This window comes from Sphingomonas sp. LC-1 (assembly GCF_025371035.1).
In the GTDB taxonomy this organism is placed as follows: Bacteria; Pseudomonadota; Alphaproteobacteria; order Sphingomonadales; family Sphingomonadaceae; genus Sphingomonas; species Sphingomonas sanguinis_E.
In genome coordinates this window covers 75610-90696 of record NZ_JANZXB010000012.1, presented here as the reverse complement: position 1 = coordinate 90696, position 15087 = coordinate 75610, and the positions used below count along the sequence as shown (strand labels likewise).

The window sequence follows — 15087 nt, the reverse complement described above, 5'->3', positions numbered from 1 at the left end:
CCATGACCGACAGCCGCCATACCAGCCTATCGGGCAAACGCATCCTCCTGACCGGCGGAACCACCGGCATCGGCCGCGCCACCTTATCGATGCTGGCGGCGGAAGGCGCGCGCGTCCTGACCTTCGGGCGACATCAGGACGCGCTGGACGCGGCGCTATCGGACATCGATGGCGACGTGACCGGGATCGCGGAGGATGCCGCGACGGCGCAGGGGATCGAGCGCGTCTTCGACGCCGTCGACGAACGTCTGGGCGGCATCGACATGCTCGTGGCCTGCGCCGCCCTGGGGGCCCGACCGATCCATGAGATGGCGGACGAGGAGTGGCGCTATGTCATCGATGCCAATCTGACCGGCTATCTGGCCTGCGCTCGTGGTGCCATCCTGCGCATGGAAGGCCAGGGCGGCGGCCATCTGGTGTTCGTCGGATCGATCAGCGCGGAGATCAAGGCGGCGGGCGAGAGCGTCTATGCCGCAACCAAGGCGGGCATTCAGGCCTTTGCGGAAACGCTGCGCAAAGAGGTGGCTGAAAAAGGCATTCGGGTTAGCGTGATCCAGCCCGGCTCGATCGATACCGAGATGCAGGAATGCAGCGACGAGGAAAAAAAGGCCGCCGTGGCCGAGGGCCGGATGCTTCCGGCCGAGGATGTCGCGGAGACGATCCTATTCATCCTCACCCGTCCCGCCACCTGCGACATCGTCAATCTCCGGGTCGAGCCGCTGATCCAGAAGACCGCCTGAGGCGGCTATCAGGGCCTGCGACCGGCCCCGAAAAGCGCCGCACCGAGGAAGGCAGTTACTCCGCGCGGAAGCGTCGATGGCCGGACGCCCAGCCGCACCGTCGAGCGGCGCTTCACTTCCGCCCGCCGCCGGATCAGTTGGGGATGATTGTCGTCGCCTATGATATTCCAGTCTGATGCATCGACAGCAAGACACCGGCCGCAAAGTCCATCATTCTGGAGCATTGGCGCGAAGTGGTGCTTCTCTGTCTTGGGCGGACTTCCGCCGTGTTCGACCGCGCCCTTATGTTACAACGTCCGTTGACCGACTATGCGCGGCACACTCTCCATGTCACGGGCAGCGGCATGTGGAGCGAGGCCTATACTCGGCTCTGTCAGGAGATCGTCGCACCGGAACGATTGCTCTTCTCGACAGACTTTCCATATTAATACAAGCCCCGGGGGCGGTACCCGTCATTTCTTGTAGGGTCTGGCGCTCGATGGTGCCACGCGCCGGGGCTTCGCTCATGCCAATGGGGATCGCCTTAAAACGATAGTTCGGTAATTCCTGTGGCCCGATCCGATGGCGCGACCGTAAGTCAGACCAGCCAGGCGAAAGCGCGACGAAGCCGTGCGGCGCCATGGGCCGCGAAGATAGCACCATGCGCGAAGACGACGCGTGCCGGATCGGTGGCGAGCAACGCCGTGACCGCTTCTTTGGCTTGGCGACCGCCGAGGCGAATAGCCGCGCGTACATGGAGCCCGGTGGTTCCGTTGGTGGCCAAGGTCGCCCGCATCACTGCCGCCGTCACCGGGGGCAACTTGGACGGCTCCAGATTTTCGACCAGATCGGCCAGCACCAGCGTCCGGCTCTCCGAATGGAGGAAACACGCCTCTTCAAAGCCACCGCCACCGCGCACCAGGCCCTGCCGGATCGAGTCGCCCCAGGCCTGCGGGGCTTCGTCGCCCAGATCCGTATCGATCCGCACCCCCGCCTTCCGAACGGCAGGCCGGTGACGAAGCGCGGGGACGGCCCAGTTCGTCGCCTCGGGATAGGCCTTTTGCCAGTCCTTCAGGAACATCCAATGCGCCACGGTCGGCGCGACGAGGTGCTTGATCGGCCCCAGTGCCTCGACTGCCTGCCCCAGCGCGGGGCTATACGGCGTGGGGGAATGGAGCAGGAGGCCGCCATCGCCGAGACGGAGGATGGTCATGCGGATAGGCAATTTCATCCCCATCGCGCTGATTGGTCCGCTGTCGACGATCCAGACATTGTCCGCCAGCCGCTTGGGCATGTCGACCGGGGGATAGGCAATGGCCGATGCGTCCGAGGCCGCGCCCCGCATCAGCCACCATATGCCCGCCGTTCCAGTCCCGATCGCCGCGCCGAGCAGCAGCTTGCCGCGCCCCGACCATGCCTGTCTGTCCTGTGTCATGGCAGACCAGCGAAGCCATGGAACATAAGTTCCACCAAGCCCTTGTTTCCTACGAAGCAAGGTCTTTTCCGGATGCCCATCCATGTGCCGCAGGTCCGCTTTCCTGATCCTGACCGGACTTTTCTCGGCCGTTTTCGTGGTCCTGGGAGCCGCCTTCATCTGCCTGCCGGAGCCAGCGTCGGCATTCTATGGAATCCCAAGCCGCGATCCCGCCGCCCTGCTCTATGTTCGCGCCATCGGCTTTCGCGATTTGGCGGTATCGGCCTATCTGATGGGGCTGATGGCGTTGGGGCGGCTTCGGGTTTTGACCATCATACTCGCAACCACGATCGTCATCCCGATCGGAGACATGGCGCTACTGATCCTCTCGGGATCGGGCCGAGGGATTCATTATTTTCTGCACGGCGCCAGTCTATTCTGCTTTGCCGCCCTGGCCTTATGGGGGCATCGGCTCGCCCGACCATCGGCCTAGGCCGCGTTCCGGCAAATTGCGGATCGGAAAACCGTTTCGGATCCATCAAAAAGCAAAGCCGACCTACGTTATGGCAGGGAATGCCATTCGCTGCTCCAATGACTCGCCGGTGTCGAATCGGCGCCCAGTGGAGATAGGTCATGCCACTCACCAACTACCGGATCCTGGTCGTCGAGGACGAGTATATGCTCGCCCAGGGCCTTCGGTCCGAACTGGAAGATGCCGGTGCCGTCGTGATCGGCCCCGAGCCTTCGGTCGCGTGCGCGCTGACGTGCATCGCGCGGGAGGACCGGATCGACGCCGTGGTGCTGGACGTCAATCTTGGCGGCGAGATGGCCTTTCCCGTGGCGGATGAATTGAGCGCGCGGCAAATCCCCTTCCTCTTCGCCAGCGGATATGGCGACGATGTCATCAAGAACCGCTATCCCGGCGTGGTCAACTGCGCCAAACCCTTCGTCAGCCGACAATTGTTGCGTTCACTCAAAAGCATATTGCATTGATCTTCGCTGCTCGGAGCGGACGAAGATCGCACGGACGGCTAATGTTTTTCTTTGGCAACCAATTTGGATCATACGCGTCCCATCCTTTCAACGGGAAAAGGATGGATGATGGCGAGCACGGCAGTAGTGACGGGCGGCAGCGCGGGCATCGGTTTGGCGACGGCCGAACGCTTGACCAAGGCCGGATGGAACGTCGCGATCATCGCGCGGGATACCGCCCGGCTGGAAGAGGCCCGTGCCATGCTGGAGCAACATGGCGGGAAGGTTCTGGCGATCAGTGCCGACGTCGCTGACGCAGCCGCCATCGACGCCGCCGCCGACCGGATCGAACGCGAAGTCGGCCCGATCCATGCCTGGGTCAACAACGCCATGTCGACGGTGGTCGCGCCCGCCGACCGGATCACCGCCAGCGAATATGAGCGGGTGACCGCGACCACCTATCTTAGCCAAGTCTATGGGACGCTCGCCGCGTTGCGGCATATGAAGCCGCGTCGGCGCGGCGCCATCGTCCAGGTGTCGTCGGGTCTGGGCATTCGCGCGGTTCCGCTTCAGGCGGCCTATTGCGCGGCCAAGTTCGCGGTCTCCGGCTTCACCGACTCGCTGCGGTCCGAGCTGATCGGCGACAAGGTGCCGGTGACGCTCAGCGTCGTCTATCTGCCGGCCGTGAACACACCGCAACCCGGATGGGCGCGCAACCACACCGGGCGCAAGCAGATACTGCCCGATCCCCTGTTCGATCCCCGGGTCTGCGCGGAGGCGATCGTCTCCGCCATCGAAAAGCCCCAGCGCGAAATCTGGGTCGGGCGATCGACCTTTCAGATGGCGGTCGCCCAGGCGCTGGCGCCGGGGTTCGCCGATCGGCAGGCGAGCAGCTTTGCCGAGGATCAGTTGGGCGATCCCGTCGGCGCAAAGACCGGCAATCTCGATGAACCGGTAAAGGGGCCCGCCCGTATCGACGGCGACTCGACCGATCGCGCCATCGACAATCGGCGCGAATTCTTCACCTCGCGGCAGCGTGACCTGTTCAAGCTGGGGATTGCGGGTGGCCTCGCAGGGGCCGGCGCGCTGGCCAGTCTGGGCGTTTCCCGCCTTCTTGCCCGCCCGAACCGCTGATCGAACGGAGGCGATAATGAACGACACGAGCGCACAGACCCGCCGCCGCGAGATCGCGACCGAGCATCTGCTGTTCAAGACGATGGAATATGTCGAGGCGCAGCATCCCGGTCTGCTCGACTTCCTCGAGGCCAGTTTGGACCATCTGGGCGATCCGGCACATGGCACGGACAAGGATGACGAGGCGGTTCGCGAAATCGCACGCCGCATGATCGTCGGTGCCCGCCGCGAAGGCGGTTGAGCCGCGCGGATGGCGCTGCACTTCGTGGGCTTTCGCGGCGACGAATATGGCCGGGCCGTGCGACTGTTCGGCGAACCGGACTTCATCCATATCGGCTGGGACAGCTGGGCCAGGCTGGAGGTAGTACCGGGCGATATGGCGGTGTTTGCGAGGGGAACGGCGGAAGACGCGCCGTCCCCCTATAGCTTCCCGGATATTCGCGAAACGTGAACGCCATTTGACGCGTTGCGCTGTCCATGCCAGCCGATCCCGAACAGACCGCCACCGTCATCACCAGCCGGGCCATACGCGCTGGCCACGAACAGGAGTTCGAACGCTGGGTGACGGAACTGGACCGTCTCGCCCGTGCCGCACCGGGTTTCCGTGCGGCGATCCGTTTGGGACAGACGGCGGGTTTTCAGCATCTGCTGTTCCGCTTCGATGATCGAGAGGCCGCAGACGCCTGGCATAATGACAAGCCGGTCGTCGCCCATGTCGCGGTGGCAGACCGCTTTTCGACCGCGCTTCGTCAGACTGAAACCGGCACCAGCGTCACGTTCGACCTGCCGAGCGACGCAAGCGCATCCAAGTGGAAACGCTTCGTGACGACATGGCTGGCGGTGTTTCCGGTCTTGCTGGCAATCAGCCTCGCGGTTCGGACGGTCTTGAGGGACGCGCCCTTGCCGCTCCAGCTCTTGCCATCCTCCCTGTTGCTGACCGCAATCCTGCAATGGTTGATCCTGCCGCGCCTTCAGCGCCATACCCGGTTCTGGTTGCTCCAGGACAGCTCAGGCCGTCTCCAGACCTGACCATAGCGACGGCAGAACCGGGTGATCGCAGAGGACATCCTCCTTGCGGTTACCGGACGGGCTCGCGCAGATATTGGCCGAACCAGGCAAGCTGCCGCTTCATCACATCGGCAGCCTGGGTCGGTACGCAATGCCCCGCATCGGGATAGATGACGAGGCTGGTCGGCACGTTCTGGCTCTTCAGGGCATTCCACCATTCGACCGACTGGGTGGGCGGCACTTCTATGTCGCGCTCGCCGACATAGATGAAGGTCGGGGTGCGGGCGGTCTTGACATGATAGACCGCCGAGACGTCCTCATAGGCCTGATAATCGTCATAGACGGACTTGCCGAAGAACGGGATCATCCACGTATTGATGCCGTTGGTGCCATAGTAGCTGACCCAGTCGGACAGCCCTGCCCCGGCGACGATGGCCTTGAAGCGGTTCGTCTGGGTATTGGCCCACATCGCCATGAACCCGCCATAGGAACAACCGGTCAGCCCCAGCCGTGCTTCGTCGACGGGAGCGAGTTTCTCGACCGCATCGATCCCGGCCAGGATGTCGCGCAGGTCGCCACCGCCAAAGTCGCGCTTGTTGGCCGCCGTGAACGCCTCGCCCTGGCCATAGGACCCGCGCGGATTGGGCAGGAAACGGTAATAGCCCGCATCCTCGAACGCGCTCGCCAGTCCCTTCTCGATGAAGCGCGGCGTGCTCGCCGCTGCGGGTCCGCCATGCACCTGCACGATCATCGGCGCCTTCGCATCGGGCGTGGCGTTCAGCGGCGACAACAGCCATCCCTGAACGGTAAAGCCCTCATTCGTCCACGACACGCTGCGCGCCTGGACGGCGGGCTCGACCGCATCATTGTCATGAGTGATCTGCCGCCACGCCGCCGGGCGTCCGGCATAGACGGCAGGCGCATGGGTGAAGTCCTCGACGACGCTGGCCGCCATGTCGCCCTTCGCATTCCAGGCGATCCGGCCGTCTCCGGCGGACAGGCCGACCGGCCTCGCGAACAAGGGGCGGAGAGCCCGGCCGGGCTCGATCGCGACCGCACCCATCTTGTCGTTCTGAAGCGTGGCCGCGCGGAGCCCTCCCTTGGTCCAGCTCAGCGAGGTGAAGGTGATCGGCTGCCCCTTGGTCTGGTTGGTCGGCATGCCCCCGGCCAGCGGCACCGTCCAGACATCACCGCCGATCGAACCGAAATCGCTCATCAATCCACCGATATAGGCGACGCTCTTCCCATCGGGTGAGACACGCGGCATATTGATCTGGGTCTCGGGCTTGGCGATCGATGTCACCGCGCCGGTGGTCGCGTCCACCCGGTCGAGCGTCGCAACCCACCAGTTCGCATCGCCATTCCCCAGTGCCGACGTCACGACCAGCGCCGATCCATCGGGCGTCCAGTCATATTCGTAGATATAGCGTCCCTGCGGCGACAGCGGCGTAACCTTGGCGTTCGCCGCTTCCCCGACGGAGACGACGGCCAGACGCTGTTCGTCATTGGCGACGCCGATCTCACCGACCTGCCGCGCCCCCGCCTGCGTCGCGCCGACTTCCTTGGTCGCGCCCAACGTAATCAGCATCGCCACCCGCTTGCCGTCGGGGGAGAAACGGGGCGTGGAGGCCAATCCCTCGACCGTCGCAACCGGGCGCACCGCGTCGCCGCGCGCAATCATCAGGGTCACGACGCCCCGGCTGCGATCGCTCGCCAGAAACGCCAGGCCTTCGCCCTGCGGCGCGAAGGTCAAGCCGGAATAGCTACAGGTCGCGCAAGGATCGAGCCGACGCTCCACCCGACCGTCGCGCGCGCTGCGAACCACGATGCCCGGACGCCCGCCCTCGCCGAGTTCGACAGTGGCGATTTCGCGTCCCGACGGCGCCAACGTCAACCCGGCATAGCGATGAACCGCCGCCTGCGCCGGAAGCACCATGGTCGAAGCGAGGAGAAGGGCAAGAGGAAGACGCATCGGAAGTCCTTGCATGGCAGCCCTCGCATCGGAGCGGCTTGAGATGGGCGTCATTTAGCGCCGATCGGCAGACCGCCGGGACGCTATGGGCGATGGCTTAATCGACATGCCGACGCACGAAAAGTGGCTCGGACGCGATCAGGCCCCCGTCATGCCGATATAGCGTATCATGCTGTCGCCGCCGCTGTTCCGGACTCGAAGCGACCCCAGCCGGGCACCGCTGGCCGAGCGGACCACAAGGTTGATGTCGTAATCGCTGCAATATTCCAACTGGACCAGGCCGTTCATCGGATTGCCGGGGATGGTGTCCCACACCTCCCCCGTGACGCGGAGGCCGGTGCAGCGGATGGCCCGTAGGAACTGCCCGTTGCGGCGCCCGCGCAGGGTGACGTTCCGCAGGGTCACGTTGCGGCAGTCGGTCAGATAGGCCGTGGGGCCCTCCTGCGTCGCGGCACCGAAATCCAGATCGGCATTGGCAATGGTGATGTCGGCAATTTCGCAGCCTTGCGCGACGCCGTTATTCTGCATCATCAGCGGGCATCCGGTAGGCCCTTGCGTGATCCGTCCCTTGATACCGCTGAGCGTGATGTTGCGGATCGTCGCCTTGCCCGTCGTCGTGCTGGTGAAGAATTTGATGCAGGAAAAGGCCGCGGTGTCGAGGGTCATGCCGGTCAGCGTGATCCGCGCCATCACCGCATCGATGGACTCGTGGTTTTCGGAGGTGAAGGATAAGGCATCATCGCCGCTGCGAACGACGATGTTCGACCCACTGACCCGGCTGCACGCGCCGAAGAAATGCAGGCCGTCCGCCCCCGGACGATTGACGCCCGAGAATAGCTTCAGGCCGTTGAGGTGCCCGCCGGTCGAATTCTTGACCTCCATTCCGAAACCGGTGAGCGGCCCGGCGGTCTGGACGCCGATGACGGTGAAACCATCGGTGCCGACAATTCCCAGCCCCTTGCGCGTGGCACCCGCCGGATCGGAGTCGCTGCCCACAAAGGCGCCGCCCGAACCGATGATGGTGACGTTCGACATGCGCCGGCCCGAGCGGTTGGTCAGGCAGTAATGCGTGCCCACGGCGGGACCGTGATCGTTATACAGATCGCCCGCCACCAGGATGCGGGCATTGCTGGCATAGCCCAGCCCGGTCGATAGCAGCCGGTGTCCGCCCGGCGGAATCGTATAGGAGCTGCGGGAGGCGGAAGCGGCGTCGAGCGCGGTCTGCAGGGTGCCGGTCATATCGGCAAGGCTCATGGGAACGGTCATCGGCGCCCCCTAGAGCGCGTCGGTGGAGAAGTTCCAGAAGGGATAGAAGAAAATCACGATTTACTGCATCTTTTGATGTAGTTAGACGCCATTCTTAAGCTTGTTAATCTTGCGTCAAGGAGTTCGACCAAAGGGCACGCGGCCATGAAAAGCCTCGACCTTTCCCGTAATCGCCGCCATGTCCTGCAACTTCTGACCTCGCTGTCCGCCGGTGCCCTGCTCGCTGGCTGCGGCGGGGGTGGCGGCGATGATCCGATCGTTGCAGCACCGCCTGTTGCGGCCGTCCCGCCACCCGCTACTCCAGTGCATCCTTTGAGCGTGCCCCTGACCCTCGCCTATCTGGGGGGGCAGTATTTCTCCTATGCGTCGCGCGGTGCCGGACTGCCCCAGGTGCTGACCGGCCAAGGAGGGGCGGTGTCCGGCGGGCGGTCTTTGGCCTTTGCCGACCCGGTGGTCGGCCGACTGGCTGCGGATCTGGCGGATGACAAGGCCGCGCATATCACCGCCCTTCGCGCGCAAATCGGCACGGCGGCGGCGAGTCAGCCCGCAATCGATTTGTCGGCGTCTCCCACGGGTGCCTTTTCGCTCGCCGCCCGCCGCGCTGGGATCAGCGCCGGGGGAGAGAGTTTTGATCCCTATGCGGACGACAGCCATTTCCTGATCGGCGCACTGCTGGTGGAGAATGCGGTGGCGGCCACCTATCGCCGGTTGCTGCTGGCCGAGCCGGAGGCGTCCATTGCCGCGACCGTCACCGCACATCTGGGTGACTCCATCTATCATGGCGGCGTGATCCGGGCGCTGCTCGATGACCGGTCCACCGCCGATCCCGCCATCGATGCGATGCTCGACAAGATCGGCGTGATGCTGGCAACCCTGGACGGCACCAAAAGTGGCGACCAGATCCTGCCCGGTGGCGACATGACGAGTTCCAACCTGCTCGACGCCGGAGGCCGCCCCATTCCCTTTACCCGTGCCGATCGACAGGTGCTGACCGCGCTCTATCTGTCGGACAGCGGCCCAGGGGGATTCCTGCCGCAGGGGGCATGACCGGCCCGGCATGATAGGCGACGGCGCATATCAGATCGTCCCGGCGATAAAGCCGGAAGTCCCATCCGGCATCGCATCCAGGCAGGTCGAGCCGAATCCGCCCCGCCCGGCCGTGAAACACCAGCCGGTCGAGCGGCAAGGCGAGCCCAACGCCCAGCGCCTTGCCATAGGCTTCGCGCAGCACCCAGTGGCAGGCGAGTTCGGTCACCGGGTCGGACGAGGCGATAACCATCCGCCGTTCGCCATCCGCCAGCCACGGATCGTCCGGGCTGGCGTTCAACGCGACGCGGGCGAAGGATTCGATGTCCAGACCGATCCGCCCACGCCGCGCCCATGCCGCGGCATGGTACTCCGAGGCCTTGCTTCGGCTTATGGCCACCGATCCGCTGGCCAAGCGGGCGGTCGCCATATCCCGGTCCTGGGCCGACGAGGCGAAAACCATTGCCAGTCCCCGCCCCAGATCGGCCCTCCTGCCGTCGTTCACCGCCAGGGTGGTCAGGCAGGGCAGCAGCGGGCCGAACCGTTCAACCATCCCCGACCTGACTGGTCGGATCCACCCGATCCGCCAGCAGGGCGAGCCGCGCGAAATCCTCGATCGTCACCACCCCGCCACGTATCGCGGCCAGCTTCTCACGCCGGAGCTGCGAGACGATGCGGTTGATGTGCACCAGGCTCAGGCCCAGCAATTCGCCGAGCGTGTCCTGGGTCAGCGGCATGGGATAGGTGCCGTTATGGACGAACCCGATCACCGACAGACGATGATGGAGTTCGAGCAGCAGATGCGCCGTGCGCTGCAATGCGCTTTGACACCCCAGACGAACGACATGATCGAGCAGGGCCGTCTCCTCGCATCGATCGATCGCGGCCAGCGCCCGGACGATGCCGGGATGATCCTGGGGCTGGTGGCGGACCGCATGGATCAATCGGCCGATGCCGATGGTGCGGACCGGGGTCAGTGCCACGACCGGATTGAGCGCCAGCTGACGCCGCTCCCCCCGGTCGCCCATCATGTCGCCGGGCAGCAGCAGCCCCAGCATCTGGCGGCGGCCATCGGGCAGGATGCGCGGGCGACAGGCCCAGCCGCCGACGATCAGCCTGGCATGGGGGCTGCCATCGTCGTGCGGACAGATGCTGGTGCCGGCGGCATGGTTCTTGGGCTGCTCCGCCAGCGAAAGCACCAGTTCCACTTCATGCGGCGCGAGCGGCGAAAACACGCGCAGGCGGTGAAGCAGCAATTCGCTGGTGATCGCGCGGGTGGGCACGGGCTGATGGCGCAAGGCGAGGCTGGCCATGATCAATTCGCATAATAGTTGTGATAGGCCCCCATGAACTGGGCCGGGTCACCATAGCCCGAGCGTGCCAGCGCATGGAGATCGATCCGGCTGAGCGCCACGCCGGTCATCTTCACCCCCAATGTCTGAAGCAGATGCACCGCCATCTCGACCGCCGCGTCGGGCGTCTTGCGCCAACGGACCAGCAAGACGGTCGAGTCCGCTTTCTTTGCGACCAATCGCCCGTCGACGACGGGCAGGACGGGCGACGCGTCGAAGATCACCACATCGAACTGCGCCTTCAGATCCTCGATCAGGGCGTCGAAGCTGCCATTGCCCAGCGCCGCCGATCCGCCCAGCCCCGCGCGCAGCATCGGCAGGATGGTGAGCGGCGAGTCCAGATCGCGGATCAACGCCTCGGCCAGCGGCGCCTCGCCCTCCAGCACCTGTTGTAGCCCGACGGCGGGACGCAGGCCCAGGGCATTGGCGATGCTGGGGTGCCGCATGTCCGCGTCGACCAGCACGGTGCTGACCCCGCTCATCGCCACGATGCGGGCCAGGCCGATCGCCGCCGTGGTCTTGCCTTCATTGGGCAGCGCGGAAGTCAGCGCGATGGTCCGCACCGTCCCCGCCGCCGCAGATTGCAGCACGGATGCGGCGAGGTTGCGATACCCCTCGGCATAGGCGGAGCCCTCATGATCGACCAGGGCGCTGATCGGGTCGCTTCCACCGATATGGCGGACTGCCGAGTGAAGCGTCGGTAGCCCCGCCAGATAGGGAAGCTGCAACCGCCCCTCGACATCCTCCAGCGTACGGATGCCGCGATCCGTGCCCTGCCGCATGAAGACGACGCCCAAGCCCGTCGCCACCGCCAGCAGCGCGCCGACCAGCATGTTGATCGGTCGATTGGGCGAACTGGGTTGGACCGGCACGGCCGCCAGGCTGGCGATGCGCGCATCCGACTGGCTGGAGGCACCCTGCACCCCGATTTCATTCAGCCGGGTCAGAAGCTGGGCATAGCTTTGATGCGCGGTGTCCGAGCGAAGCTGAAGCCCGCCAAGCGCGATCGAAGCGACATTGTTCGTCACGACCTGCGACCGGGCCCCGGCGGCACTGCCCGCGAGCGAAGCGGTACGCCGGGCGGCCACGTCACGCTGCGCCTCCAGATTGGAGATGGTGCGCTTGATCTCCCCCTGGATTTGCGAGTCGATGTCCGCGACCTGCCGCTGTGCCGCGGCGAGCGGCGGATATTTGGGCCCGTATTTCCCGCCCAGATCGGCGACCTGCGCGCTGACCAGCGCGCGCTGGCTGCGCAATTGCTGGATCACCGGCGACCCGAGCGCCTCCCCCAGATCGTCGCCGGCCGAGCCGCGTGCCAGTTGCTGGCGGGCGGTTTGCAGGCGGGCGCTGGCCTCCGCCTCTCCCGCGCGGGCAAGGGCCACCTGGCCATCGAGCGAGGAGAGCTGCTGCTCCGCGATGGTGCCGCCCTGCACACTCATCAGATTGTGCGCCACCTTGTACCGGCCAAGCGCGCCATCGGCTTCCTCGACTTCGCGACGCGCATCGTCGAGCTGGCTGCGCAACAGGCTGGCGGCGGCGTCCGACCCTTCGCGCTTCACCGCCCCCGATTGGGTGACGAAGCTTTGCGCATAGGTGTTGACGATCGCGGTGGCGAGTTGCCGGCCGTGATGCTCGAAGGACAGGCTGAGCATGAAGGTCTGCGCATTGCGGTGAACCTGGATCCCGCTTGCCAGCCGGTCGATCGCCGCATCCCGCCGGGCGGAGGCGGGCAAGGCCGGCACGGTGCGGGCCAGCCCGGGAATGCGCTCGAGTGGCGAGGGATTGTGAGCCAGCGCGGTGAAGCGTGGCTCCTCCGCCAGCCCCAGCCGATCGACGACCAGTGCGGCCAGCGTCTGGCTCTTCAACAATTCCACCTGCGTATCGACGCTGGAATCGGCGGCCGGGTCGCTCAGCGCGCTGGTCCGCTCCGATCCGATCTCGGCGGGGTGCGGCGCGATGACCAGCGTCGCGGTCGCGGTATAGCGCGGCGTTTGCAGCCATGTGTAGGCGGACACGATGAGCATGATCCCGCCCGCCACGGCCAGGAACAGGGTCAGGTGACGGCGATAGGCCTTGATCAGGTCCATCAGCCCGGTCTGCGGCTTGGGCATTCGGTCGAGATAGGCGGGCATCGAACGCGCGCCGTCCAGCGCGGCGTTTTCGTAACGGATCGGCAGGCTAGCCATCGCTCGTTCTCCCGTTTCTCATCGTTGAAGGGTCAGCGTCGCCGAGACGCGATGATCGTCGAAATTAGTCACCCCGGCCCAGCAGGTGCAGTTGCGCGAAAGGTAGCGATAGCCGAGGCGCGCATTCCAATGGCTGCGCGACAAATAGGTCAGGCTGGCATCGACAAAGGGAAGCGAGTCCCGCCGGGGCAGTCCGCGATAGGTGTCGCGGTAATAGCCGCCCTCGATCGACGCGATCAGATAGCGGCGAAGCTCATGATCGGATCGGAGCGATCCGCCGCGATGCAGGAAGCCGCCGGTGCCGGGCACGCCGCTATCCTGCACGCTGCTCTCGGCGGTGGCGGTCAGCGTCCAGAGCCGGGTCGGGGCATAGGCGACACGGGCCAGCGCCCCCAGCCCGGATATTGGGCGTATCGCGGCCAGATCGAAATCCTGCCGGATATAGCCGACCCGCACATCGCCGCGGATCAGATCGGTCACCTCGAAGCTCGACCCGACATACAGGCCATAGCCCTTGGAATCGCGGGACCCGTTGGAGGCGAGGCGGAAGTCGATCTTGTTGATGCTGGCCGCCCCATAGATCGAGAAGGCCGGGCTGATCGCCCGCTCGATCCGGACCAGCGCCTGAAACCGGGTACGATCCCGGTCGCGCGTGAACAGCGTGCCGCCGCCGATGGCGGGCGCATCGCGAAAGCGCAGGTCGGCGACATCGGCACGAAGGACGACGCGGGTGTTCGCCTCCTCGATCGTCGCGCCGCCATAGGCATTGAAGGCATTATATTCGAGCGGCTTGGCGGCATCGATCGGCGAGTCCGCGGCAAAGCGGGGATTGATGAAGGAGCCATAGCTTGCCCCCGCCGCCAGGCTGCTGAGCGCACCGATGGCGACGCTGCCCTCCAGCCCGGCCAGTCCCTCCTCGCTATTCTCGCTGCTATGCCGGGCATAGTGCCGCAGGTCGCTGCGGCCATAGGCCGTGACCTGATAGGGGCCGGCACTGGTCCGCACGGTCACTTCCGGCCGCACGACCAGCGCGAAATCGCCGCGCCTGTTGTCGTTGTTGGCGAACACATTCGACGTGAAGAGTCCGCCGACCGATACCGCCGGAAACACATCGAACGCCCCGACCGTGATCCCCTGTGCCGTAAAGGCTGGCAGCGCGCGGTCGGCGACGCCCACATCGCGATCGCGGGCAAAGGCCGATCGTCCGTTCGTCGGCACCGGCTCGGGCGGGACGACGACCGTTCGTGCATCCTGCAAAAGCTGTGCACCGCCGGGGGCCGTACTCGCCCCCGCAGCGATCAGGAGTGCCAGCCGCGGCCCCCGTCGTACCGCGATCGCACCGATCAAAACCAGCGTTCCTTGATCCGTATCGTATCGCCCGGCGCCACCAGCGTGGTCGCGGTCACCGCTTCTGCGACCTCGGCATCCTGGCCGACATGCTTGATGAACACCTGCTTGGTCTTGGCGCGATAGGTATAGCCCCCCGCCTGCGCCACCGCGCCCAGCACGGTCAGGCCGTTGGCGAAGGGATATTGGCCCGGCTTGTTGACCTCACCCAGGATATAGAAGGGCCGGGTCGTCAGGATCTCGACGGCGACGCGCGGATCCTTGAGATAGCCGTCGGCCAGACGCGCGACGATCCGATCCTGCAACTGGGTCGAGGTCAGCCCCCGTACGTCCACCTCGCCGATCAATGGCAGGGCGATCAGCCCGGAGCCCGCAATGGTGAACTCACCGCCCAGCGCGGGGTCGCCGAACACGACCACCCGCACCCGGTCCCCACCCGACAGGACATAATTATAGATGGGAAGGTTCGTCGCGGTACTGGTCTTGGACGACGGGGTGTTTTGCCCACCGACCACCGATACGGGGCAGATGGCCATCAGGACCGCCATCAGACATGCCGCACCCCTACGCGATACGCCGTTGCGCATACGTCCTCCTTTGACGATGTCTCACCGTTTTAGAATTGTCGATTGCGTCATGCGGCGGCACCCTGCCGCCAAAGTTAAGCTATGTTTGCAAGCTTCCGTAGCTC

16 protein-coding genes are annotated in these 15087 nt (G+C 65.4%); 8 read left to right on the top strand and 8 right to left on the bottom strand.

Annotated elements, in window-relative coordinates:
- The first annotated feature begins 2 nt into the window (after window positions 1–2).
- Window positions 3–740 carry an SDR family oxidoreductase gene (locus NZL82_RS16110; RefSeq protein WP_261270769.1) on the top strand — a complete coding sequence of 246 codons (738 nt, stop codon included), beginning with the start codon at window positions 3–5 and terminating at the stop codon, window positions 738–740.
- 577 nt (window positions 741–1317) lie between these two features.
- Here the strand turns inward: NZL82_RS16110 and NZL82_RS16105 are convergent.
- Window positions 1318–2154: a DUF4336 domain-containing protein gene (locus NZL82_RS16105; RefSeq protein ID WP_261270768.1), complete on the bottom strand. Its 837-nt coding sequence runs from the start codon at window positions 2152–2154 to the stop codon at window positions 1318–1320.
- Between the two features lie 82 nt (window positions 2155–2236).
- Between NZL82_RS16105 and NZL82_RS16100 the strand changes: the two genes are divergently transcribed.
- The 6 genes from NZL82_RS16100 (at window position 2237) to NZL82_RS16075 (ending at window position 5268) form a co-directional block, all read left to right on the top strand.
- Window positions 2237–2626, top strand: coding sequence for a DUF4267 domain-containing protein (locus NZL82_RS16100; RefSeq protein ID WP_261270767.1), 390 nt, complete (start codon window positions 2237–2239; stop codon window positions 2624–2626).
- 140 nt (window positions 2627–2766) lie between these two features.
- Complete coding sequence (locus tag NZL82_RS16095; protein WP_261270766.1) at window positions 2767–3126, top strand: response regulator; 360 nt, start codon at window positions 2767–2769, stop codon at window positions 3124–3126.
- Between the two features lie 108 nt (window positions 3127–3234).
- Window positions 3235–4239 carry an SDR family oxidoreductase gene (locus NZL82_RS16090; protein WP_261270765.1) on the top strand — a complete coding sequence of 335 codons (1005 nt, stop codon included), beginning with the start codon at window positions 3235–3237 and terminating at the stop codon, window positions 4237–4239.
- 16 nt (window positions 4240–4255) lie between these two features.
- A complete protein-coding gene (locus NZL82_RS16085) occupies window positions 4256–4480 on the top strand; it encodes a hypothetical protein (RefSeq protein ID WP_261270764.1) in 225 nt (74 codons plus the stop codon).
- A 9-nt stretch (window positions 4481–4489) separates the two neighbouring features.
- On the top strand, window positions 4490–4690 hold the full coding sequence (locus NZL82_RS16080; RefSeq protein WP_261270763.1) for a hypothetical protein: 201 nt from the start codon (window positions 4490–4492) through the stop codon (window positions 4688–4690).
- Between the two features lie 26 nt (window positions 4691–4716).
- Window positions 4717–5268 carry a hypothetical protein gene (locus NZL82_RS16075; protein ID WP_261270762.1) on the top strand — a complete coding sequence of 184 codons (552 nt, stop codon included), beginning with the start codon at window positions 4717–4719 and terminating at the stop codon, window positions 5266–5268.
- Between the two features lie 49 nt (window positions 5269–5317).
- Here NZL82_RS16075 and NZL82_RS16070 read toward each other — a convergent pair whose 3' ends face one another.
- Window positions 5318–7219 (bottom strand): prolyl oligopeptidase family serine peptidase, encoded by a 1902-nt coding sequence (locus NZL82_RS16070; protein ID WP_261270761.1) that lies wholly within the window; start codon window positions 7217–7219, stop codon window positions 5318–5320.
- A 138-nt stretch (window positions 7220–7357) separates the two neighbouring features.
- Complete coding sequence (locus tag NZL82_RS16065; RefSeq protein WP_261270760.1) at window positions 7358–8473, bottom strand: hypothetical protein; 1116 nt, start codon at window positions 8471–8473, stop codon at window positions 7358–7360.
- Window positions 8474–8629: 156 nt separating this feature from the next.
- Between NZL82_RS16065 and NZL82_RS16060 the strand changes: the two genes are divergently transcribed.
- Window positions 8630–9532 (top strand): ferritin-like domain-containing protein, encoded by a 903-nt coding sequence (locus NZL82_RS16060; protein ID WP_261270759.1) that lies wholly within the window; start codon window positions 8630–8632, stop codon window positions 9530–9532.
- On the opposite strand, the gene NZL82_RS16055 is transcribed toward NZL82_RS16060, so the two are convergent.
- From NZL82_RS16055 to NZL82_RS16035, 5 genes are read right to left on the bottom strand one after another with little or no spacing between them, the layout of a single operon-like run.
- On the bottom strand, window positions 9450–10064 hold the full coding sequence (locus NZL82_RS16055; RefSeq protein WP_261270758.1) for a 4'-phosphopantetheinyl transferase superfamily protein: 615 nt from the start codon (window positions 10062–10064) through the stop codon (window positions 9450–9452). The genes NZL82_RS16060 and NZL82_RS16055 overlap by 83 nt on opposite strands.
- The gene (locus NZL82_RS16050) at window positions 10057–10824 is read right to left on the bottom strand and encodes a Crp/Fnr family transcriptional regulator (protein ID WP_261270757.1); all 768 of its coding nucleotides are present in this window, start codon (window positions 10822–10824) and stop codon (window positions 10057–10059) included. The genes NZL82_RS16055 and NZL82_RS16050 overlap by 8 nt, the downstream gene beginning before the upstream one ends.
- A gap of 2 nt (window positions 10825–10826) precedes the next feature.
- Window positions 10827–13049: a polysaccharide biosynthesis tyrosine autokinase gene (locus NZL82_RS16045; protein WP_261270756.1), complete on the bottom strand. Its 2223-nt coding sequence runs from the start codon at window positions 13047–13049 to the stop codon at window positions 10827–10829.
- Window positions 13050–13067: 18 nt separating this feature from the next.
- Window positions 13068–14396, bottom strand: a complete 1329-nt coding sequence (locus NZL82_RS16040; RefSeq protein ID WP_261270755.1) for an outer membrane beta-barrel protein — start codon at window positions 14394–14396, stop codon at window positions 13068–13070.
- Entirely contained in the window at window positions 14393–14944 is a 552-nt protein-coding gene (locus NZL82_RS16035; RefSeq protein WP_261270754.1) for a polysaccharide biosynthesis/export family protein, read from the bottom strand. Before NZL82_RS16035 ends, NZL82_RS16040 begins: the two co-directional genes overlap by 4 nt.
- Window positions 14945–15087: the final 143 nt, after the last annotated feature.

Coding starts and splice junctions, on each gene's coding strand:
- NZL82_RS16105 (WP_261270768.1), bottom strand. CDS start 2,154: ATGACACAGGACAGACAGGCATGGTCGGGGCGCGGCAAGCTGCTGCTC.
- NZL82_RS16050 (WP_261270757.1), bottom strand. CDS start 10,824: ATGGCCAGCCTCGCCTTGCGCCATCAGCCCGTGCCCACCCGCGCGATC.
- NZL82_RS16070 (WP_261270761.1), bottom strand. CDS start 7,219: ATGCGTCTTCCTCTTGCCCTTCTCCTCGCTTCGACCATGGTGCTTCCG.
- NZL82_RS16065 (WP_261270760.1), bottom strand. CDS start 8,473: ATGAGCCTTGCCGATATGACCGGCACCCTGCAGACCGCGCTCGACGCC.
- NZL82_RS16060 (WP_261270759.1), top strand. CDS start 8,630: ATGAAAAGCCTCGACCTTTCCCGTAATCGCCGCCATGTCCTGCAACTT.
- NZL82_RS16095 (WP_261270766.1), top strand. CDS start 2,767: ATGCCACTCACCAACTACCGGATCCTGGTCGTCGAGGACGAGTATATG.
- NZL82_RS16085 (WP_261270764.1), top strand. CDS start 4,256: ATGAACGACACGAGCGCACAGACCCGCCGCCGCGAGATCGCGACCGAG.
- NZL82_RS16100 (WP_261270767.1), top strand. CDS start 2,237: ATGTGCCGCAGGTCCGCTTTCCTGATCCTGACCGGACTTTTCTCGGCC.
- NZL82_RS16110 (WP_261270769.1), top strand. CDS start 3: ATGACCGACAGCCGCCATACCAGCCTATCGGGCAAACGCATCCTCCTG.
- NZL82_RS16080 (WP_261270763.1), top strand. CDS start 4,490: ATGGCGCTGCACTTCGTGGGCTTTCGCGGCGACGAATATGGCCGGGCC.
- NZL82_RS16090 (WP_261270765.1), top strand. CDS start 3,235: ATGGCGAGCACGGCAGTAGTGACGGGCGGCAGCGCGGGCATCGGTTTG.
- NZL82_RS16055 (WP_261270758.1), bottom strand. CDS start 10,064: ATGGTTGAACGGTTCGGCCCGCTGCTGCCCTGCCTGACCACCCTGGCG.
- NZL82_RS16075 (WP_261270762.1), top strand. CDS start 4,717: ATGCCAGCCGATCCCGAACAGACCGCCACCGTCATCACCAGCCGGGCC.
- NZL82_RS16035 (WP_261270754.1), bottom strand. CDS start 14,944: ATGGCGGTCCTGATGGCCATCTGCCCCGTATCGGTGGTCGGTGGGCAA.
- NZL82_RS16045 (WP_261270756.1), bottom strand. CDS start 13,049: ATGGCTAGCCTGCCGATCCGTTACGAAAACGCCGCGCTGGACGGCGCG.